21 protein-coding genes are annotated in these 20105 nt (G+C 70.2%); 10 read left to right on the top strand and 11 right to left on the bottom strand.

The window, feature by feature from the left end; all coding sequences use genetic code 11:
• Window positions 1-33 precede the first annotated feature (33 nt).
• From OH802_RS05600 to OH802_RS05575, 6 genes are read left to right on the top strand one after another with little or no spacing between them, the layout of a single operon-like run.
• Window positions 34-651, top strand: a complete 618-nt coding sequence (locus OH802_RS05600; protein ID WP_350660291.1) for a DUF4178 domain-containing protein — start codon at window positions 34-36, stop codon at window positions 649-651.
• Window positions 648-1160 carry a DUF2617 family protein gene (locus OH802_RS05595; RefSeq protein WP_406025890.1) on the top strand — a complete coding sequence of 171 codons (513 nt, stop codon included), beginning with the start codon at window positions 648-650 and terminating at the stop codon, window positions 1158-1160. Before OH802_RS05600 ends, OH802_RS05595 begins: the two co-directional genes overlap by 4 nt.
• Window positions 1153-1644, top strand: coding sequence for a DUF4247 domain-containing protein (locus tag OH802_RS05590; protein ID WP_406025888.1), 492 nt, complete (start codon window positions 1153-1155; stop codon window positions 1642-1644). The genes OH802_RS05595 and OH802_RS05590 overlap by 8 nt, the downstream gene beginning before the upstream one ends.
• A gap of 28 nt (window positions 1645-1672) precedes the next feature.
• Window positions 1673-2095, top strand: a complete 423-nt coding sequence (locus OH802_RS05585) for a DUF350 domain-containing protein (RefSeq protein ID WP_350660294.1) — start codon at window positions 1673-1675, stop codon at window positions 2093-2095.
• Window positions 2092-3663, top strand: a complete 1572-nt coding sequence (locus tag OH802_RS05580; protein ID WP_406025886.1) for a polyamine aminopropyltransferase — start codon at window positions 2092-2094, stop codon at window positions 3661-3663. The genes OH802_RS05585 and OH802_RS05580 overlap by 4 nt, the downstream gene beginning before the upstream one ends.
• Window positions 3663-4688, top strand: coding sequence for an ion channel (locus OH802_RS05575; protein WP_406025884.1), 1026 nt, complete (start codon window positions 3663-3665; stop codon window positions 4686-4688). Before OH802_RS05580 ends, OH802_RS05575 begins: the two co-directional genes overlap by 1 nt.
• 129 nt (window positions 4689-4817) lie before the next feature.
• Here the strand turns inward: OH802_RS05575 and topA are convergent, their stop codons facing one another.
• Complete coding sequence (gene topA / locus OH802_RS05570; RefSeq protein ID WP_406025882.1) at window positions 4818-7511, bottom strand: type I DNA topoisomerase; 2694 nt, start codon at window positions 7509-7511, stop codon at window positions 4818-4820.
• Window positions 7512-7803: 292 nt separating this feature from the next.
• Between topA and OH802_RS05565 the strand changes: the two genes are divergently transcribed.
• Window positions 7804-8559 (top strand): hypothetical protein, encoded by a 756-nt coding sequence (locus OH802_RS05565; protein ID WP_406025879.1) that lies wholly within the window; start codon window positions 7804-7806, stop codon window positions 8557-8559.
• Here OH802_RS05565 and OH802_RS05560 read toward each other — a convergent pair.
• A complete protein-coding gene (locus OH802_RS05560; protein WP_406025877.1) occupies window positions 8507-9985 on the bottom strand; it encodes a methyltransferase in 1479 nt (492 codons plus the stop codon). The two genes, OH802_RS05565 and OH802_RS05560, sit on opposite strands and share 53 nt — an antisense overlap.
• A 102-nt stretch (window positions 9986-10087) precedes the next feature.
• Entirely contained in the window at window positions 10088-10423 is a 336-nt protein-coding gene (locus tag OH802_RS05555) for an anti-sigma factor antagonist (RefSeq protein WP_091044749.1), read from the bottom strand.
• Window positions 10424-10609: 186 nt separating this feature from the next.
• Between OH802_RS05555 and OH802_RS05550 the strand changes: the two genes are divergently transcribed.
• Window positions 10610-12916 (top strand): DEAD/DEAH box helicase, encoded by a 2307-nt coding sequence (locus tag OH802_RS05550; protein WP_406025875.1) that lies wholly within the window; start codon window positions 10610-10612, stop codon window positions 12914-12916.
• A gap of 15 nt (window positions 12917-12931) precedes the next feature.
• Window positions 12932-13279: a hypothetical protein gene (locus OH802_RS05545; RefSeq protein WP_406025873.1), complete on the top strand. Its 348-nt coding sequence runs from the start codon at window positions 12932-12934 to the stop codon at window positions 13277-13279.
• On the opposite strand, the gene OH802_RS05540 is transcribed toward OH802_RS05545, so the two are convergent.
• The 7 genes from OH802_RS05540 to ssd all read right to left on the bottom strand — a co-directional run bounded on the left by OH802_RS05540 (window position 13276) and on the right by ssd (window position 18166).
• Complete coding sequence (locus OH802_RS05540) at window positions 13276-13647, bottom strand: Rv3654c family TadE-like protein (protein WP_406025871.1); 372 nt, start codon at window positions 13645-13647, stop codon at window positions 13276-13278. The genes OH802_RS05545 and OH802_RS05540 overlap by 4 nt on opposite strands.
• Complete coding sequence (locus OH802_RS05535; RefSeq protein WP_406025869.1) at window positions 13644-14027, bottom strand: TadE family type IV pilus minor pilin; 384 nt, start codon at window positions 14025-14027, stop codon at window positions 13644-13646. Before OH802_RS05535 ends, OH802_RS05540 begins: the two co-directional genes overlap by 4 nt.
• 3 nt (window positions 14028-14030) lie before the next feature.
• Complete coding sequence (locus OH802_RS05530; RefSeq protein WP_091044736.1) at window positions 14031-14207, bottom strand: DUF4244 domain-containing protein; 177 nt, start codon at window positions 14205-14207, stop codon at window positions 14031-14033.
• 257 nt (window positions 14208-14464) lie between these two features.
• Window positions 14465-15181 (bottom strand): type II secretion system F family protein, encoded by a 717-nt coding sequence (locus OH802_RS05525; RefSeq protein ID WP_406025866.1) that lies wholly within the window; start codon window positions 15179-15181, stop codon window positions 14465-14467.
• Window positions 15178-15951 (bottom strand): type II secretion system F family protein, encoded by a 774-nt coding sequence (locus OH802_RS05520; protein WP_406025864.1) that lies wholly within the window; start codon window positions 15949-15951, stop codon window positions 15178-15180. Before OH802_RS05520 ends, OH802_RS05525 begins: the two co-directional genes overlap by 4 nt.
• A complete protein-coding gene (locus OH802_RS05515; protein ID WP_406025862.1) occupies window positions 15948-17114 on the bottom strand; it encodes a TadA family conjugal transfer-associated ATPase in 1167 nt (388 codons plus the stop codon). Before OH802_RS05515 ends, OH802_RS05520 begins: the two co-directional genes overlap by 4 nt.
• A complete protein-coding gene (ssd, locus tag OH802_RS05510) occupies window positions 17111-18166 on the bottom strand; it encodes a septum site-determining protein Ssd (protein ID WP_406025860.1) in 1056 nt (351 codons plus the stop codon). Before ssd ends, OH802_RS05515 begins: the two co-directional genes overlap by 4 nt.
• Window positions 18167-18290: 124 nt before the next feature.
• Here ssd and OH802_RS05505 point away from each other — a divergent pair, with 124 nt between their 5' ends.
• Window positions 18291-19085 carry an HAD family hydrolase gene (locus OH802_RS05505; RefSeq protein WP_406025858.1) on the top strand — a complete coding sequence of 265 codons (795 nt, stop codon included), beginning with the start codon at window positions 18291-18293 and terminating at the stop codon, window positions 19083-19085.
• A gap of 284 nt (window positions 19086-19369) precedes the next feature.
• On the opposite strand, the gene OH802_RS05500 is transcribed toward OH802_RS05505, so the two are convergent.
• Entirely contained in the window at window positions 19370-20101 is a 732-nt protein-coding gene (locus tag OH802_RS05500; protein WP_406025856.1) for an oxidoreductase, read from the bottom strand.
• Window positions 20102-20105: the final 4 nt, after the last annotated feature.

Here is a 20105-nt window from a genome sequence, read left to right as displayed (position 1 = left end):
GGGTCGTCCTCACGCTGAACCAAGGAGTCTCCGGTGATCTACGTCCTGATCGTCCTGCTGCTGGCCGCCCTCGCGGTCGCGGCCTACCTGCTCTGGAAGAGCCGGCAGCAGCCGACGGCGCAGAAGGAGCCCGACGACTTCATCGGCGACCAGCACAAGCACGCCTCCGACCAGCTGCGCCAGGTGCGCAACGGCGACGTCATCGAATACCTCGGCCACAACTGGTTCGTCCGCGGACGGATCGACTTCGACGAGCACGGCTACCGCTGGACCGAGCACATGCTCGACGACGCCGAGGGCAAGAAGTGGCTCTCGATCGAGGACGACGAGAGCTTCGAGGTCTCGCTGTGGCACGCGATCCCGCTCGGAGACATCGAGCAGGGCGCCGTCGGTGACCGCGACATCATCGTCGGCGGCGTCGCCTACCGGCTCCAGGAGAAGGGCTCCGCCGCCTTCACCGCCACCGGCGCGACCGGCACGGCGCCCTCGGGCACGGCCGAGTACGCCGACTACAAGTCGGTCGACGGCAAGCTGCTCGGCTTCGAGAAGTGGGGCAGCAACTGGGAGCCCTCCCTCGGCGAGGTGCTGCAGCCGTTCGAGCTGACCGTCTACCCCTCCACCGACCGGCCCGCCACCCTGGACGACGAGTGACGCTCCTCGACGTCCCGTTCGCGGACGTACGCGGTGACACCCTGCGCTGGACCCTCGCACCGACCCCCTGCACCCCACTGGCCTCCCGGACGGTTGACCTCGGCAGCGGTCTCACGGTGACGCTGAGCGTTCTGGGTGCCAGCCACCAGGTCGTCGTACGCCGCCACGACCGCCCGCTCCTGCACGAGACGATCGCGTGCGGGATCGCGGAGGCCGCGCCCCTTCCCGAGGCTCACGCGGCGGGCGGCTACCGCCTCGCCTCGCACGTGGAGGAGATGGGGCCCGAGGAGCTCGCCGCGCGGGCGTCGCGCCTCGTGGAGCGGCTGAGCGGGCGTACGGATGCCGTCGTCGCGCACTTCCCGGGTGACCCGCACGCGGTGACCGCGCTGGCCCTGGACCGGTCCGACGCCGGGCAGATCGTCTGGAACACCTGGCACACCTACCCACAGACCGGCGAGATCGTCGCCACCACCACCAGCTACCGGCCCGAGGAGGGCACAAGTGTCTGAACCCCATGGCTCCGGAGGCCCGAACCGCAAGCTGATCGGCTGGGCGATCGTCGCGGGGTGCGTCGCGCTCGCCATCATCATCGCCATCGCCGTGTCCGGCGACGGGAACAGCCCAGAGAAGTACCTGCGCAAGAACTTCGACCACGTCAGCGGCACCGACCCCGACAGCGAGGCCGGGATCGTCTTCGAGGACGACGGCTCGGTGAGCTCGGTCGCCAACCAGATCGCGAGCGGCACCGACGCCGACGAGAACCGCGCCGAGGGATCCAGCCACTACCTGCGCTACGACGACGACTGGCTGGTCGTCGTGGAGCCGCGTACGCCCTCGGGATCGACGATCACGCTCTACGAGTACGACCGTGGCTACCGCCACCACGCGACGGTGATCGGACTGTGGGGCTGGAACAGCTACTACGGCCGCAACAGCGGTGGCGGCAGCAGCGGTGATTCCTTCCGCGGCGGCGGCAGCGGATCCGGCAAGTGACCACCCCTCAGACTGGAGAGATGAACCGATGACTGACCTTGTGAGCGGACTGCTGTCCACCGTCGCCTTCGCCGCCCTCGGGCTGGTTCTGCTGATGATCGGCTTCTACGTGATCGACCTGCTCACGCCGGGCCGGCTTGGGCAGCTGATCTTCGTCGAGCACCGCCGCGACCCGGCGCTGCTGCTCGGCTCCTCGGTCGTCGCGATCGCGACGATCGTGGCCACCTCGATCTACACCGCGGAGGCGGACACGCTCCAGGGGCTCGCCGAGACGGCTGCGTACGGTCTCATCGGGATCGCCCTGCTCGCGTTCGCGTTCGTGATCCTCGACCTGCTCACCCCGGGCCGGCTCGGTGAGCTGATGACCGACGACAAGGACGACCCGGCGATCTGGGTCGCCGTCGCGGTGCAGCTGGCCGTCGGCGTGATCGTGGCGGCCTCGATCACGTGAGCCTGACTCTCCCCTCGTTGTCCGCGCTGCCCGAGGGACGGGCAGCGCGGCTGCTCGTCCTCGCGGCGGTGTTCGTCTGCGCTGCCTGCGGCCTCGTCTACGAGCTCGCGCTGGTGACGCTGGGGAGCTATCTGCTCGGCAACTCGATCGCCCAGACGTCGCTGGTGATCGCGGTGTCGATGTTCGCGATGGGCATCGGCGCCGTGCTCGCCAAGCCGCTCACCGCGCGGCCGCTGCGCTCGTTCGTCGGTGTGGAGATCGCGCTCGCCGCGGTCGGCGGCGCCTCGGTGCCGGCGCTCTACGCGGCGTTCGCCTGGCTGCATCTCTACACCCCGATGATGCTGCTGGTGACGTTCCTCATCGGCGCTCTGGTGGGCGCCGAGATCCCGCTGCTGATGGAGCTGCTGCAGCGGCTGCGGCGCCAGCAGGCCTCGCTCGCGGTCGCCGACATCAACGCGGTCGACTACGTCGGGGCGCTCATCGGCGGGCTGGCGTTCCCGTTCGTGCTGCTGCCGACCCTGGGGCTGCTGGTGGGGACGGTGGCGACGGCTGCCCTGAACGTCCTCGCCGCCTGGACGGTCGGGGTGGCGCTGGCCGGCTCACGCCGGCAGCGTGGGACGGTCACGGCGATCTGTGGCGCACTCGCGGTCGCCCTCGGCCTGACCGCGGTGACCGCCGACTCCTTCGAGCTCAACGCCCGGCAGGCGCTCTACCGCGACCCGATCATCCACTCCCAGCGCTCGGCCTATCAGGAGATCGTGGTGACACGGGGCGCTCCGGTCGGGCCGGAGTTCGATGACGTACGCCTCTTCCTCGACGGTGACCTGCAGTTCTCCTCGCTCGACGAATACCGCTACCACGAGATGCTCGTCCATCCGGCGATGAACGGGCCGCACCAGCGGGTGCTGATCATCGGCGGTGGCGACGGGCTCGCAGCGCGCGAGGTGCTGCGCTATCAGACGGTCTCCTCGGTGACGCTGGTCGATCTCGACCCGGCGGTGGTGTCCCTGGCGCGCTCCTTCGAGCCGGTCTCGTCGCTGACGTCGGGGTCCCTGGAGGACCCCCGGCTGACGTACGTCGCCGACGATGCGTTCTCCTGGGTGCGCGACTACTCGGGGGCTCCGTTCGACGTGGTCATCGCCGACTTCCCGGACCCGGACTCGACCGCTCTGGCCAAGCTCTACTCCGTCGAGAACTACAGCATGATCGCGCGGCTGCTCGCCCCGTCCGGCCGGATGGTCGTGCAGTCCGGCAGCCCGTTCTTCGCGCCCGACGCGTTCTGGTCGGTGCGGCACACCCTCACCGAGGCCGGCTACCGGACCACGCCCTACCAGGCGGACGTACCCTCCTTCGGGAACTGGGGCTACGTCCTCGCCTCCCGCGACGGCTCCGCCCCTGAGCTGGCACTCGACGACGAGGCGCCGGGCGGGCTGCGCTACGCCAGCGACGCCGTGCTCGCGGCCGCCTCGTCGTTCCCGCCGGACCGCGCCGAGCGGCCGACGTCGATCACCACGTTGTTGGATCCGGCGATCCTGGACTACGCCCGGAACGGTTGGGTGGGCTACTGATGTTCTTCCTTCTCCGACTGGTCCGGCGCACGTCGCGGCACTACGCGTGGGTGCTCCCGCTCGCCATCATCGGCTTCGTCTTCGTCACCGGCTGGATCGCGATGGCGCTGGTCCAGCCGGGCAGCGACATCGTGCGCCCCACCAACTACTGGTGGTGGTTCCTGGTCACCGCGACCACGGTCGGCTACGGCGACCTCTTCCCGGAGACCACCGGTGGTCGGCTCGTCGGGGCGTACGTCGTCTTCGGCTCCATCACCACCCTCGCCATCTTGTTCAGCCGGATCTCGGCAATCATCGAGAACGCCAAAGGACGCCGCATGCGTGGAGAGATCAGCTTCAGCGGACAGAACCACATCGTGATGCTCGGCTACGCCGCCAGACGCACCGAGCGGATCCTGACCGAACTGCTCTCCGAGCCGGAGCGGGAGGTCGTGCTCGCGACCTGGGAGGACCAGCTCTCCGAGCATCCGATGCCCGGGGAGGACCGCCTTCATTTCGTACGCGGCGACATCACCGATCTCGACGTGCTCGCTCGCACCGGGCTGTCCAAGGCGCACAGCGTGCTGATCGACCCGCGTGACGACAACGAGGCGGTCACGCTCACCGTCGCCGCCAACACCGCGGCTCCTTCGGTGCACACGATCGTGGCGCTGCGGGACCTGCGCGTGCAGCGCACCATCTTCCGCGTCGACACCACCGTCCACTGCGTCCAGTGGCACAACACCCAGCTGATCGCCGAGGAGCTCAGTGACCCCGGGATCGCGGAGGTCTACCAGGAGCTCGCCACCGCGGGCGGCAAGGGCACCTACTCGCTCACCGTGCCCCCTTCGGCCGCAACCGTGGACGTCGGCGCCTGGCACGCCGCTCTCGGCCGTTCGCACGGCGCCACGCTCCTGGCCGTACGCACCGTCGACGGCATCCAGGTCAGTCCGCCGTGGGACCTGCCCGTCTCCCCTGGCGCGAGGCTCTTCTACATCGCGGCCGACCGGTTGGACTACGACGAGGTCGTCGGGTCGCTCGGCTGACGCGTGGGTAGGAATACCCGGTTAACCGGGTATTCCTGCACTTCTCGGGCATTGCAACACCCGAGAAGTGCAGGAAACACCTGAGAAGTCAGGCGTACTTCTCATTCGCCACGCTCAGTTCCAACCTGATCACGACTTCTTGGTCGCGGCCTTCTTGGTCGTCTTCTTGGCAGTCGACTTCTTCGCCGGGGACTTCTTGGTCGTCTTCTTCGTCGCCCGCTTGGTGGTCTTCTTCGCCGGGCCCTTGGCGCGCTTGTCGGCGAGCAGCTCGGCGGCACGCTCGGCGGTCAGGGTCTCCAGGTCGTCGGCGGCCCGGAGAGTGGCGTTGTATTCACCGTCGGTGACGTAGGGGCCGAAGCGACCGTCCTTGACGACCATCGGCTGCCCGGAGACCGGGTCGGGGCCGAGCTCCTTGAGCGGCGGCTTGGCGGCGGCACGGCCGCGCTGCTTCGGCTGGGCGTAGATCTGCTCAGCCTCCTCCAGCGTGATCGTGAGCAGCTGGTCCTCCGAGCTCAGGGTCCGGGAGTCGGTGCCCTTCTTCAGGTAGGGCCCGTAGCGGCCGTTCTGGGCGGTGATCTCCTCGCCGTCGGCGGCAGTGCCGATGACCCGGGGCAGGGTCAGCAGCTTGACCGCGTCCTCGAGCGTGATGGTCTGGAGGTTCATCGACTTGAAGAGGCTCGCGGTGCGGGGCTTGGCGCCCTTCTTCGCGTCTTCGGGGAGCTGCTCGGTGACGTAGGGACCGAACCGCCCGCTCTTCGCGACGACGGTGAGACCCGTCTCGGGGTGGACGCCGAGGTTGAGCTCCTCGCCGGCCGGGTTGGCGAAGAGCTCTTTGGCCTTCTCCAGTGTGAGCTCGTCGGGCGGCAGGTCGTCGGGGACGTTGGCACGCACCGCGAACGGAGTGCCGTCGTCGCCAGGACCCTCGATGTAGGGACCGTAGCGGCCGACCCGGAGGTTGACCCCGGACTCCGGGCCGCCGACCGGGAAGGTCGCCAGCTCGCGGGCGTCGATGTCGCCGAGACCGTCGACCAGCGGCTTGAGGCCCATGACCCGCTCGGAGCCGAAGTAGAACTCCCCGAGCTCGGTGGTCATGTCCTTGTCGCCCTTGGCGATCTCGTCGAGGATCTCCTCCATGCTCGCCGTGAACCGGTAGTCGATCTGGCGCGGGAAGTGCTCCTCCAGCAGCCTGACCACAGAGAACGCGACCCAGGCGGGCACCAGCGCGGTGCCCTTCTTGAAGACGTAGCCGCGGTTGATGATGGTCTGGATGATGCTCGCGTAGGTCGACGGACGGCCGATCTCGCGCTCTTCGAGCTCACGGACCAGGGTCGCCTCGGTGTAACGGGCAGGCGGCTTGGTCTCGTGACCGTCCGCGGTGAGGCTCGCGGCGTTCACCCGGTCGCCCTCGGTGAGGTTCGGGAGCCTCGTCTGCTGGTCGTCGGAGGTCTGGTCGGCGGAGTCGGTGCCCTCGACGTACGCCTTCAGGAAGCCGTGGAAGGTGATCACGCGCCCGGTCGCGGAGAAGACCACGTCCTCGCCCGTGGCCGCCGTGGCGCCGAGACGGATGGCGACCGAGTTGCCGACCGCGTCCTTCATCTGGGAGGCGACGGTGCGCATCCAGATGAGCTCGTAGAGGCGGAACTGGTCGCCGGTCAGGCCGGTCTGCGCCGGGGTGCGGAACGAGTCACCCGCGGGACGGATCGCCTCGTGGGCCTCCTGGGCGTTCTTGACCTTGGAGGCGTACGTCCGGGGCGCGTCGGGCAGGTATTCGGCACCGTAGAGCTCCCTGACCTGAGCGCGGGCCGCGCTGACCGCGTCTCCGCTCAGGGTCGTGGAGTCGGTACGCATGTAGGTGATGAAGCCGTTCTCGTAGAGACGCTGGGCGACCGACATCGTGGTCGACGCGCTCATCCCGAGCTTGCGGCTCGCCTCCTGCTGCATCGTGGTGGTGCGGAAGGGGGCGTACGGGCTGCGCTTGTAGGGCTTCGACTCGACCGAGCGGACCTCGTAGGTCTGGCCCTCGAGGCCGGCGACGAGGGACTCGGCGCGGGTGCGGTCGAGGTGGACGACCTTGTCGCTCTTCAGCAGGCCGTCGGGACCGAAGTCGGTGCCGCGGGCGACGCGGCTGCGGTCGACGGAGGTGATCCGGGCCGGGAACATCCGCGGCTCGTGGTCGGAGCCGGCGTCGAAGGTGCCGGCGAGATCCCAGTAGGAGGCGGTGCGGAAGGCGATCCGCTCACGCTCACGGTCGACGACGAGCCGGGTGGCGACCGACTGGACACGGCCCGCGCTCAGGCGGGGCATGACCTTCTTCCACAGCACCGGGGAGATCTCGTAGCCGTAGAGACGGTCGAGGATGCGGCGCGACTCCTGGGCCTCGACGAGGTCCATGTCGAGCTCGCGCGGGTTCTCGGCGGCAGCCAGGATGGCGGCCTTGGTGATCTCGTGGAAGACCATCCGCTTGACCGGGATGCCCTTCTTCGGCTTCAGCTCGTCGAGAAGGTGCCAGGCGATCGCCTCACCCTCGCGGTCCTCATCGGTGGCGAGGTAGAGCTCGTCGGCGTCCTTGAGGAGCGACTTGAGCTTGGCGATCTGCTTCTTCTTGTCGCTGGGCACGACGTAGTAAGGGGTGAAGCCGTTGTCGACATCGACGCCGAAGCGCCCCCACGGCTTGTCCTTGATCTTGGCAGGGGTGTCTGCCGCGCTCTGCGGAAGGTCGCGGATGTGCCCGACGGATGCCTCGACGACATACCCCTGTCCGAGGTATCCGCCGATCTTCTGAGCCTTCGCCGGGGACTCGACGATCACCAACTTGTGTGCCACTGACGTCCTTATCTCACTGCAGCAGAGCCTGGCACCACTGACAAGCTCTGGCGAGACACGTTAGCGCGTGTCTCCAGCCGGCATGGGTCCAGTCACCGCGGTTCATGCGGCACTGAGCTCTCGGACAACATGGCGTGTTGCCTTGGGCGCCGCGAAGACAATACCTAGCACGGTCGGGAGCGGGAGCGTGAAATCGGTGTCTCATCCGGCCATGTCCAAAAACTGTCGGTGCTCGTCCGTATGGTGGCTTTCGAGGACGGCGAGACCAATCCGAACCGAGAGGTCTCTGCTGATGATCGACGCCGAATACATCGACTACATAGAGGGTCTGGCCACACCCCCGGAGCACCTGGTCTGCTCTGAGTGCGCGCAGCTGCTCACCCGGACAAACGTGATCCTGGAGCGCCTGGAGGCCGAGCTGACCCGGCCACGCTGGGCGGAGCCGGATACGCCGCCACGACCCGACCACGAGGTGGCCCTGGACTGGCTGGCCGCGCTGTGCGGCGGCCACGAGGCGGTCACCGCGCTGGATGCCGCGCCGCTGGTCGAGGACGAGCTGGACCTGCCGGTCGTGGAGGATGCGGCGGGACGTACGCAGCTGGAGGCGGTCGCCGCGCTGCTCGACGAGGTCGCGGCCGACTTCCCGGTCGAGGAGGTGGGCTTCGCGCTACGACGGGCGCTGCTGCGGCTGTGGGAGATCGACCCGCTGGTCGTCGACCGGCCCACACAGCCGGCTCAGGTGGCGGCCGGGATCGTCTGGACGGTCCTGGGCGCCAACGGGCTCGCCGGGCCGGGTGGCCTGGTCACCGCGACCGAGCTCAAGGAGCGGCTGGGGGTGAAGAAGATGCCGTCGGCCTACGGCAAGCAGCTGGCGGCCGCTCTCCGTGGCTTCTGGCCGTGGCAGACGCAGCGGCCGTGGGGCATGCGCGACCTTCCCGACCTCGAGCCGCTGGGCTATCCGGACCTGCTGGTCTCGAGCGTGCGCAGACGCCTGATCAGGCTGCGGGACCAGGCGTGCCTGGTGCGGGACGGAGGAAGCCCTCGCTGACCAGCTCCTGGGCGATCGGCAGATAGCTGCTGCGCACGACCGCGGGGTCGCGGTCGAGGATCTGCGCGAGCGCGTCGAGGATCTGGCCGACGGTCAGGTCGCCGTCGCACGCGCCCGCGAGGGCCGCCTCGATCGTGTCCGCCTGGCGTGCGCGACGCAGGCCGCGCTGCTGGCGCAGGATGACGGTGCTGGGGTCCTCGGCGCCGGGCTGGCCGAGGGTCTCCTGCTGGACGTCCTCGACGATCACCAGCGTGGAGTCTTCGGAGACCTCGACGCGGGCCGCGTCGCCCCACGCCTTGAGCGCCGGGGCGATCGGCTGCTCGACGTCGTAGGGCCACTCGAGGAGCTCGCGCTTCGGGTTGCTCGCGCCGGTGCGGTGCAAGTTGATCCAGCCGAACCCGACACCCTCGATCTTCTGCTCCTCGAACCAGGACAGCCACGTGTCGTAGCGGGTCAGGTAGTCCTGGGCGCCGTGGTGGCCGGAGTCCTTGAGCCACAGCTCGACGTACGCCGCGGGGTCGAGCACCTCACGCTGGACCACGAACGCGTCGACCTCGTCCCCGAGCCATCCCTCGAGGCGGTCGTCCCAGGGCTGGTCCTCCGAGATGATCCAGTTGCCCAGGATCTGACACCAGCCGCCCTCGGTGAGCATGCCGGGAGCGGCTCTGACGATGTCCTCGACCACCCGGTCGCCAGGGAGCCCGGAATCGCGGTAGACGAGGCGCTCACCGGTCGCCGGGCTGATCACGAACGGCGGGTTGGTGGCGATCAGGTCGAAGCGTTCACCGGCGACGGGTTCGAAGAACGACCCGTTGCGTACGTCGATCCGGTCCGCCACGTCGTTGAGGGCGGCGTTGAAGGTGGTGATCCACAGGGCTCGCTGGTTGACGTCGGTCGCGACCACCCGGTCGCTGTGGGTGGCGAGGTGGAGGGCCTGGACGCCGCAGCCGGTGCCGAGATCGAGCGAGGTGCCGACCTGGTCGCGGATGGTCAGCTGCGCCAGGGAGGTCGAGGCGGGGCTGATCCCGAGCACGTGCTCGTGGCCGACGCGCTGGGGGCCGCCGTCGAGCCCCGGTGTGAGGTCGGAGACGACCCAGAGGGCGGTGTCATCGGTGGCGTACGGACGTACGTCGAGGCGGGCCGCGACCTCGCCGACCGACTGCTCCAGGATCCCCTCGACGGCGAGCCGGTCGACGAGCCCGGGCAGGGCTGCCTCGGCGTGGTCCAGGGACACGGTCGTCTGCAGCAGGAAGAGCCGGATGAGCGTCTCCAGCGGGGAGCCTCCGTGGGTGCGCCGCCGGCCCGGCAGCGTCTCGTTGCGACTCAGCGCACTGTGCGCGGTCGGACCGAGCAGCTCGGCGACGGAGTCGTAGGAGAAGTCGGCCTGCTGGAGGGCGTCACGGAGCCGGTGCGGGAGGTCACTCACACCTGGAGCCTAATGCGCGCTTCGCGCGCTCACTCCCTCGCTCGGCGCGAGCGGACGAGCAAGCTCGCCGCTCGACCTCGCTCAGTCGTCTGTGGCCCTGGGTCAGCCCGCTGCCGCGCCCTCGGCGCTGGCGTGGATGTCGAAGACCTTGGCGAGGCCGGTGATCCGGAAGATCTTGAGCAGCCGCTCCTGCGTGCAGACCAGGCGAAGCATGCCGTTGTGCTGGCGCACCTTCTTCAGGCCACCCACCAGGACGCCGAGGCCGGTCGAGTCGAGGAACTCCACGGCTTCGAGGTCGACGACGATGTCGTAGTGACCCCGCGCGACGAGTTCGGTGATCTTGTCCCTCAGCTTCGGCGCGGTATAGACGTCGATCTCGCCGCCCACGGCCACGATGGTGGCCGAGTCGAGCTCGCGAGTCGCAAGCGTCAGATCCACTTCGAAGTTCTCCTGCCAAGGAACGTGAGACAACCAGCTCCGGTCGGCATGCCTGGTGTCCGATACCCGGAGTCGATCGTAATGTAACCACGGCTCACCAGGATGCGCGCAAGAAACTCGCAACGTCATGGACACGATGCGGGGCCGCAAGCGTGGCGGCCACCAGGATTCTGGGAGAATAGGCAGGTGTTGACGACAGCGACCGGTGATCTCGTACGCCGGCTCGCGGACGTCCCGGGCCGCGAGGACCGGCTGGCTCACCTCGAGCAGGTCCCGCCGCGAGAGGCCGTCTTCGCCGACTGGCCGACGTGGGCTTCGGCCGATGTGGTCGCCGCCTTCGCCGTTCGCGGGATCGAGCGTCCTTGGCAGCATCAGGCGGTGGCGGCTGAGGCCGCCCATGACGGCACGCATGTGATCGTGTCGACCGGCACCGCCTCCGGGAAGTCGCTGGCCTATCAGCTGCCCGCACTGACCGCGATCCGAGATGGGCGGGGTCCACGTGGTGAGCGCGGCGCCGGCGTCCTCTATCTCGCACCCACCAAGGCGCTCGCTCAGGACCAGCTGACCGGGCTGCGCGAGCTGGGCGTCGACGTGCGGGCGGTGACCCACGACGGTGACAGCACCAGGGAGCAGCGGGACTGGGCTCGCGACTTCGGCGAGTACATCCTGACCAACCCCGACATGCTGCACCGCTCGCTGCTCCCCGGTCATCAGCGATGGACGGCGTACTTCCGCTCGCTGCGCTACGTCGTCATCGACGAGTGCCATCACTACCGCGGCGTCTTCGGGGCGCACGTCTCGCACGTGCTGCGGCGGCTGCGGCGCATCTGTGCGCTCTACGGCTCGTCGCCGACGTTCATCCTCGCCTCGGCGACCGTCGCCGAGCCGTCGATCGCGGGCGAGCGGCTCACCGGCCTTCCGGTCCTCCCGGTGACCGCCGACGCGTCACCACGCGGGGAGCTCTCGATCGCCCTGTGGCAGCCGCCGCTGACTTCGCACGCGGGCGAGAACGGCGCTCCCGTGCGCCGCGCGGCCTCCGCCGAGACCGCCGACCTCCTCGCCGACCTGGTCTCCTCGGACGTACGCACCCTGGCCTTCGTACGCTCCCGGGTCGGGGCCGAGCAGGTCGCCCTGACCGCGGCGGCCGAGCTGGAAGAGGTCGATCCGTCGCTGCCCGGGCGGGTGGCGTCCTACCGCGGTGGCTATCTGCCCGAGGAACGCCGCGCGATCGAGGCATCGCTCCGCTCCGGCGAGCTGCTCGGGCTGGCGGCGACGAACGCGCTCGAGCTCGGCATCGACATCAGCGGTCTGGACGCTGTCGTGCTGGCAGGCTATCCCGGCAGGCGCTCGGCCTTCTGGCAGCAGATCGGCCGGGCAGGGCGGGGCGCGGGTGACGCCCTCGGCATCCTGGTCGCCCGCGACGACCCGCTGGACACCTACCTCGTCACCCATCCCGATGCGCTTCTCGGCCAGCCGGTCGAGGCCACCGTCTTCGACCCCGCGAACCCGTACGTCGTCGGCCCCCACCTGTGCGCCGCCGCGCAGGAACTGCCTCTGACCGAGCCGGACCTGCCGCTCTTCGGGCCGGGTGCCCGGGAGATCCTGGACAACCTGGTCGCCTCGGGGCTGCTGCGCAAGCGGCCGCGTGGCTGGTACTGGACCGACCGCCGCCGCGCGGCCGACCTCGCCGACATCCGCTCCTCGGGCGGATCTCAGGTGCAGCTGATCGAGGCTGAGACCGGCCGGGTCGTCGGCACGGTCGACGCGGCGAGCTCACACGCGAGCGCGCATGCCGGCGCCGTCTACGTACACCGTGGCGAGACCTATCTCGTGCACGAGCTCGACCTGGAGGAGAACGTCGCGGTCATCTCCCGCGACGACCCCGGCTACTCCACCTTCGCCCGGGAGATCACTGAGATCTCGATCGTCGCCGAGCGGGAGCAGGTCGCGTGGGGAGAGTGCCGCCTGGCGTACGGCGACGTCGACGTCACCCACCAGGTCGTCTCCTTCCTGCGCCGCCGACAGCCGAGCGGTGAGGTGCTGGGCGAGGAGCTCCTCGACCTCCCCGAACGTACGCTGCGCACCTCCGCCGTCTGGTGGACCGTGCCCGCCTCGGCCCTCGAGGCAGCCGGTCTGGAGACGGCGGACATCCCGGGCGCTGCCCACGCCGCCGAGCACTGCTCGATCGGGCTGCTCCCGCTGATCGCCACCTGTGATCGTTGGGACATCGGTGGCGTCAGCACCGCGTCCCACCCGGACACCGGCATGCTCACCGTCTTCGTCTACGACGGGCATCCCGGCGGGGCTGGATTCTCCGAGCGCGGGTTCCGTGCCGCCCGGGAGTGGCTCGGCGCCACGCTGGAGACCATCGAGGCGTGCGAGTGCGACGACGGCTGCCCCTCCTGCGTGCAGTCGCCCAAGTGCGGCAACCAGAACAACCCGCTCGACAAGCAAGGCGCGATCGTGTTGCTGCGGCTGCTGCTGCACAAATAGGCCTACCCTGGGGAAATGCTGATCCTTGGCCTTGTCCTGATCGTCGTTGCCGCAGTCCTCATCGTGCTGGGTCTCTTCACCACCGGTAACGGTGATCTCGACGACCCGACCGCCACCCTGCTCGGTCTCCCGGTCGGCTCGACCACGATCTTCGTGATCGGCCTCGTCGCCGGCGTCCTTCTCCTCTTCGGCCTCTCGCTCACCAAGTGGGGCGGCAAGCACCAGGTGAAGTACATGAAGCAGAAGCGCCAGATGCGTGACATGGCCAAGACGCTGCAGGACGCCGAGACCAAGTCCGAGACCAAGACCGAGACCAAGACCGAGCCCAAGATCGCGCCCGAGCCGAAGTCCGAGGACGCCTAGTCCGAGCGTGAGTCCGTCGGGCCGGCTCTCGCCTCGGCGACCGGGTCCCCCGGCTGACCGAGCCAGCGCGGTCCCTCGACCCGCACGGTGACGGTGACGTCCTCGCCGGCGATCTCGCACGACTCCAATGTGGCGCCGTTGCGGTCGGTGATCGTCGACGCTGCCGCGCATGCGTCCTCGGATACCTGGAGCGCGTTGGCTCCCGCCAACGCGGCCAGATCGGCCGCGGACTGTGCGGTGCGGTGGGCGACGAAGACCGCGCCCACCACACCCAGCGCCGCGCCGAGGAAGAGCAACAGGCCGATGGCGCCGACAGCGAACGGGGCTGCCGACCCGCGTTCGTCCATGCCGGGCCGGACCGTGCTCACTGCTCCCCCTGCGTCGCCTCGGTCGCGGCGACCGCCTCGCCGCGCACGGTCACACCCGGCATCCAGCTGAAGATCCCACCGGGCCCGGTCACCCGGGCTTGGGCCGAGGCGACGACCTCCTCGGCGCCGGCGCTGACACTCACCTGTGTGCCCACAGGCCCGACCCGACGTCCGCGGGCGGCGGCGGAGCCGCTGTCGTCCCCTCGAGCGACGGCCCGGGCGGTCTCCCGAGCCGCATCGACCACCTGGATCTGCGCCGCTCCCACCGACAGCAACCACACCAGCCCGATGGTCACGGCCACCAGGAGCGGGATCACCATCACCAGCTCCGCGGTGGCGGCGCCTCGCTCGTCCCGCTTGTCCCGATGCCCGCGGACCACGGGTCAGATCCCCAGCAGGCTGAGCACGTGCTGGAACAGCCTGTTGAGCAGGTCGTTGCCGAAGCCACCGGTGAGCAGTTTGTAGAGCAGACCGGCGAGCCCCGCGCCTGCCGCCGTCCCGACAGCGTATTCGGCCGTCGTGATCCCCTTCTCGTCCTTCCGAAGATGTGCCTTGGCCATGGTTGGTCCTCTCTGGTCGATGGCCGTCGGTACGGCCGTTCACGACGACAATGACCCGCTCCACCGACATCCGCGACCGCCATGTCGCCAACTGTGGACAACCCGGTCCCGAACCCGACCTGTGGATGACAAACGGCCCGTTGATCAGGGAAAACAAGCACGCCGAGACGGCACGTACGTCGGTCGAGTCGGCATTCGGCTGCCAACTCGGCCGAGGCGGGTGACGTCTCGGCCGACGGGGGTGACGTCTCGACGGGTCAGATGCCGAGGTTGGAGAGGAGGCCGCCGACGACGGGGACGACGCCGAGCAGCAGGAAGGCGGGGAGGAGGCAGATGCCGAGCGGTACGGCGGCCTTGACGCCCACCGCGCGGGCGCGGTCCTCGACCTCGGCGCGGGCGTTTCTGGTCAGATCGTCGGCCAGGCGCTCGACCGTCGTGGCGACCGGGGCACCGGTCGCCTGAGCTCGGGCCAGTGCTCGGCCCAGCGGCGCCAGCGCGGGATCGTCCACCAGGGTGCGCCACGTCTTCTCCGGATCGGCTCCCAGACGAAGCCGCGAAGCCGCCGGCAGGAGTCGGGCGGCTGCCGGCCCGGGCAGCGCTGCGGCGACGGCCACGAGCGCCTCGGCGGGCGCCGCGCCGGAGGAGAGCGCGGCGGAGAGCAGGCGGACCAAGGCAGGCAGATCGGCCTTCGCGGCCTCCCGCTCGCGCCGGACCTCGGCGGGCTCGACCCGGCCGATGACCAGCCAGCAGACGACACCCGCCGGAGCGGCGAGTACGGCACCCGCTGTGCCGCCGACGAACGAGTAGACGGCGCCGGCGGCGAGCAGCGCCAGCAACGGCCGCCAGCGCATCATCCAGCCGTCGGGATCACCCCGATCCGCAACGGCCGCGACCCTGCCGGGAAGTGTTGCTGCCGGCGCCGGCAGCAACGCTGCCGCCAGCCCGAGCGCGACGGCCACGAGCCAGACGCTCATCTCGCCTCCACCCCACGCGCGATGCCCTCGATCCACCACAGCCCGAGCCAGCCGAGCAGCAGTCCGAGACCGAGGCAGGCCAGGCCCACGGGCGAACCGAAGAGGAACGCCAGCGGGTCGCCACCGACGCCGCTGCCCATCGCCAGGGCCGCCACCGGCAGACCCGCGATCAGGCGGGCGGTGGAGCGCGCCGAGCCGAGCTCGCCGTCGACGACCCGTTGGGTGGCGGCCGCGGCCCGCAGGTCGAGCGCCACCCGGTCGAGTGCGTCCGCGAGACCGCTCCCGGTCTGGTGAGCGATCTGCCAGGCTGCGGCGACCACCCTGAGCGATCCCGCACCTGGAACTTCGGCGACCTGCCGCCACGCCGCAGGGACGTCGGAGCCCATCCGCTGCGCCTCCGCGACCGGCTCGATCACCGGCCACTCCGTGGCGAGCTGCGTCAGCGCGGGACCAGGCGGGTGCCCGGCGGCGAGCTCGGCGGCCATCTGCTCGCAGGCCTCGACGACGCGGTTGGCCGTACGCCCAGCCTCGATCCGCTCGCAGCGGCGCCGCCACAGAGCGACACCACCAAAGGTGGCGATCCCGAGCAAGACAGCCGCGACGACCGCCTTGCCCGGGAAGACGATGGGGATCAGGGCGACCAGGAGGAACGACCACCGCGGCACCCGCCACGCAGGCGACCGTGATCCGACCGCTGCTCGTGGGCGGAGCATCAGCGCGGCGGCGGTACCGAGCAGGCCGGCGACCACGCCGAGGCTCAGCCCGCTCACCGCTCGGCTCCCAGCAGCGCTTCGAGCCGGTCCGCGGCGGGTCCGGCGACCACGACGTCATCGGCGGCAACCGAGAAGGCGGTCTCCATCCGGACCAGACCATCGGCTCCGCGACACGGGACCGCGATCTCGGTCAGCACCCGGCGGCCGTCACGTCGGCGCAGGTGCACGACCACGTCGACACCGGAGGCGAACTGGCTGTGCGCCGCCTCCCTGCCGAGACCGGCAGCGAGCGCCAGCGCCTCCACCCGCGCCGGGACATCGGCGGCTGAGTTGGCGTGCAGCGTGCCGCAGCCGCCCTCGTGGCCGGTGTTCAACGCGGCGAGGAGGTCGACTACCTCGGCGCCACGCACCTCACCCACGACCAGCCGGTCCGGACGCATCCTCAGGGCCTGGCGGACCAGCGTATGGAGCTCGACGGCGCCGGCGGCCTCGATGTTGGCCGGGCGCGCCTCGAGGCCGACCACGTGCGGATGGTCCGGACGCAGTTCGGAGGCGTCCTCCACCAGCACGAGCCGCTCTTCCGGCGGCACCAAGGACAACAGCGACGCCAGCAAGGTGGTCTTCCCGGTGCCGGTGCCTCCGGAGACGAGAAACGCCGACCTCGCCAGCACCAGCCGGCGCAGCAGATCGGCCACGTGGGGAACCACCATCCCCGAAGCCTCCAGTTCGGCGAGCGTGAACGCCCGCGCCGACGGCACCCGCAACGAGATCACCGTGCCCGGTCGCGCCAGCGGCGCGAGCACCGCGTGGAACCGGCTGCCGTCGCCCAGCCTCAGATCGACGTAGGGCGAGGCATCGTCCAGGCGGCGACCGGCCCCGGCAGCCAACCGCTGCGCCAGCCGCCGAACCGCGTCGTCGTCAGGAAACGCGACCGGAGCGGGCTCCAGACCGGATCCGCGGTCGATGAAGACCTGATCGGGCCCGTTGACGAGGACGTCGGTCACCCCCGGCAACCGCAGCAGCGGCTCCAACGGCCCCGCGCCGACCACGTCGCGGCGCAGCATCTCGAAGACGGCCAGCACGGTCGCATCACCGACGATCCGCCCCTCCGCACGGAGCGCCTCCTGAACCCGGTGCGGGGTGAGCTCTCCCGGCGTACGCGCCAGGTGGTCGCGGACGAGGTCGACGACCTGGGGTGCGATGTCAACGGCCCCGATCATGCGACCATCACCCCGGCTCGGACCCGGCAGCGCGTCAGCACCTCGGCCGCAGCGCGGGCCAGTGGCGCCCGCTTCGACCGGATCGGCCCCAGGCCCAGGTCGATGGCCTCCGAGAGCCCGCGCTGGTCGGACATCGAGGCGATCACCGGGAGCCCGAGCGCACGCCCGACGGCCTCCGGCTCGGCCGCGCGGCCGCGGACGACGACCTGCACCCGATCCCGCTCGGGAAGGCGGGAGATCAGCCGGGCGGCGGACGCGGTGCCGGTGACGTTCGCCCGAACGACGACCAGGACGATGTCGCAGCCGGTCAGCAGTGCCTCGGCCCCGGCGTCCGACTCGCGTGGCAGGTCGACCACGACCAGGTCGTGGCCGCGACGAGCGGCGGCGAGCACCTCGCGCACCACCTCCGGCCGCGGTGGCACCACCTCGCCGCCCGGCCACCCCAGCAGGCCCAGCGACCCGACGTGCGGCACCGCCTCACGCAACGCCCGCGCGCCCAGTCGCCCGGCGGTCTGCCCGAGATCGCCCCAGGTGACGCCGGGGATCTCGTCGAGGCCGAGCACCCGCCCGGCTCCGGGGCCGAGCCGGTCGGCGTCGATCAGCAGCGTCGACCCGCGATCGGCTCCCAGGCTTGCCAGGGCCGCGGCGTACGTCGTCGCACCGGCTCCACCCGATCCGGCCAGCACGCCGACGACCATGCCGTCGCCGCCCTCCCCGTCGCTGACGTCGGCGAGCAGTCCGGCGACCACGGTCTCGGCCGACGGCAGCTCGAGCAGCGTCTCGGCGCCGACCTCCAGCGCGGCCCGGAGCAGGGGCTCGCCGGTCGAGCCCCATCCCACGACGTACACCCCGTCTCTTCGAGGTGGACGCAGCGATGCCACCTCCGCCAGGAGGTCGGCGCCGACGAGGATCAGTGGTGGGCGTTGCCATCGGCGCAGGGCGCCGACGGCGTCGGTGCACTCCTCGACGGTGACGCCGGAGGCGGCGGCCAGGCGAGCCGCCTCAGCGGCGAGCAACGAGTCCGAGGTGATGACGAGCGGTTCCGAGGTCATGGCAGCAGGATCCGCCGGGACACCGACAATTCCACCCGCAAATCAGGGACCTGTGGATAACCCCGTCCTGGACCCGCCCTGTGGATGGTGATCGGCCCGCCCAGCGGGCGTCTACGATGTGGCCATGACACGCATCGCTGCGTTCTTCGACCTCGACAAGACGATCATCGCGAGGTCGAGCACGCTTGCGTTCTCCAAGCATTTCCAGGCTGGCGGCCTGATCACCCGCGCGGCCATGATCCGCTCGGCCTACACGCAGTTCGTCTACGTCGTCGGCGGTGCCGACCACGACCAGATGGAGAAGATGCGCAAGGCACTCTCCGAGATGGTCACCGGCTGGGACGTGGCGACCGTCAAGGAGATCGTCGCCGACACCCTCCACAACGTGGTCGACCCGCTCGTCTACGAGGAGGCGGTTCAGCTCATCGAGCAGCACCACGCCCAGGGTCACGACGTCATCATCGTCTCCGCCTCCGGCACCGAGCTGGTCGAGCCGATCGGCACGATGCTCGGCGCCGACCACGTCGTCGCCACCCAGATGGAGATCGAGGACGGCCGCTACACCGGCGAGATCGCGCTCTACGCCTACCGCGAGGAGAAGGCCCGCGCGGTCCAGCAGCTGGCCGAGCGCTTCGGCTACGACCTCGAGCAGTCGTACGCCTACTCCGACTCCGTCACCGACCTCCCCATGCTGGAGGAGGTCGGTCACGCGTTCGCGGTCAATCCCGACAAGGACCTCCGCAAGGCCGCCAAGGAACGCGGCTGGGACATCCTGGTCTTCAACAAGCCGGTCGCGCTGCGCAGCCGCGTGCTCAGCCCGTCCACGCCGACCCTGGCCGCACTGGCCGTCGGGGGTGCCGTGGCGATCGCCGGCGGCGTCATCTGGGCGGGCACGAAGCGCCGTCGCCTCGGCGCCTGACCCGCCCCGAATTCAGAATTCTGCAGGAGCGACATGATCCTCCTCATCCTGCAGAAATTCCAGCCTTGTATCTGGCCGCCGATCAGCGTAGAAACAGAGGTGTAACAAGACGTCACGAGTGAGAGGCACCCACGCGGCGATCCACCCATCTGATGGGGTGCTGTAGCCGGGGAGAAATCCCGACGCAGTGACCAGACCTTGCACGCTTGGTAACCAGAAACGCTCGTGTCAGCGGTGGCACCCGGTGTTCACAACCCACCGGGTGCCACCTGCTTTTGCACCTTCTACTCGGCCGCGTCCAGACGAAGCGGCGAGGCTTCGGCCCCGGCGGCGTACGCCTCGGCCGCGTAGAGCAGCCACGAGTGCGCGCCCGCCTGGCCACCCTCGCGGAAGCCGCGCAGGTTCGACTCGTAGGCGGCCCGCAGCGCCAGATGGCCGGCCTCGGGCACGACCAGCGACTTCTCGTCCACGCCGCGCGCGACCAGGATGAGCCGCTCTGCGGCACGCGCGACCAGACCGTTGTGGGATGCGAACGGAGCAGCGGTCGCCAGATCGGCGTGCACGAACGCCGCCACGGCCAGCGCCGGCGCGGACGTCGGGGCGAGCAGCAGGTCGGAGAGACGCCGCAACCGCTCGGCCGACTCGGCAGAGCGCGGACGGCCCAACTCCTCAGCGTCCAGCGACCCCGCCGCCGCCAGCGCGTGCAGCCGCGCGAAAGCCTGCAACGGCGCGTGCTTCACCACCGGCACCAGCGAGAGAAGCTCGGTCGAGAGCCGTACCGCATCCTGCGCGATCGCGTCCCCGCCGGAGGCGCGAACCTCACCCAAGGACGACGAGGACCCTTCCAGCACGGCAGAGGCGTGCGCGCCGCGCAGCAGCGACTCGGCGGTGGTCTCCGGAGACGTACGCCGCAGTCCCCGGTCACGCAGCATCACGTCGATACCGTCACGAGCTGCGGCGAAGCCCGAGGCCACACCTTCGAGCGACACCAACCGGGCAAGCGGATCGTCCTTCACGCGT

The sequence above is a fragment of the Nocardioides sp. NBC_00850 genome, from assembly GCF_045207335.1.
Taxonomy (GTDB): domain Bacteria; phylum Actinomycetota; class Actinomycetes; order Propionibacteriales; family Nocardioidaceae; genus Nocardioides.
Note: the sequence above shows the minus strand (reverse complement) of the source record. Positions and strands in the feature narration are given on the sequence as shown.

Bases quoted from the DNA above. Each gene is read 5' to 3' on its own strand.
- OH802_RS05515 (WP_406025862.1), bottom strand. From the start codon at position 17,114: ATGATCGGGGCCGTTGACATCGCACCCCAGGTCGTCGACCTCGTCCGC.
- OH802_RS05545 (WP_406025873.1), top strand. From the start codon at position 12,932: ATGCTGATCCTTGGCCTTGTCCTGATCGTCGTTGCCGCAGTCCTCATC.
- ssd (WP_406025860.1), bottom strand. From the start codon at position 18,166: ATGACCTCGGAACCGCTCGTCATCACCTCGGACTCGTTGCTCGCCGCT.
- OH802_RS05565 (WP_406025879.1), top strand. From the start codon at position 7,804: ATGATCGACGCCGAATACATCGACTACATAGAGGGTCTGGCCACACCC.
- OH802_RS05575 (WP_406025884.1), top strand. From the start codon at position 3,663: ATGTTCTTCCTTCTCCGACTGGTCCGGCGCACGTCGCGGCACTACGCG.
- OH802_RS05525 (WP_406025866.1), bottom strand. From the start codon at position 15,181: ATGAGCGTCTGGCTCGTGGCCGTCGCGCTCGGGCTGGCGGCAGCGTTG.
- OH802_RS05505 (WP_406025858.1), top strand. From the start codon at position 18,291: ATGACACGCATCGCTGCGTTCTTCGACCTCGACAAGACGATCATCGCG.
- OH802_RS05530 (WP_091044736.1), bottom strand. From the start codon at position 14,207: ATGGCCAAGGCACATCTTCGGAAGGACGAGAAGGGGATCACGACGGCC.
- OH802_RS05585 (WP_350660294.1), top strand. From the start codon at position 1,673: ATGACTGACCTTGTGAGCGGACTGCTGTCCACCGTCGCCTTCGCCGCC.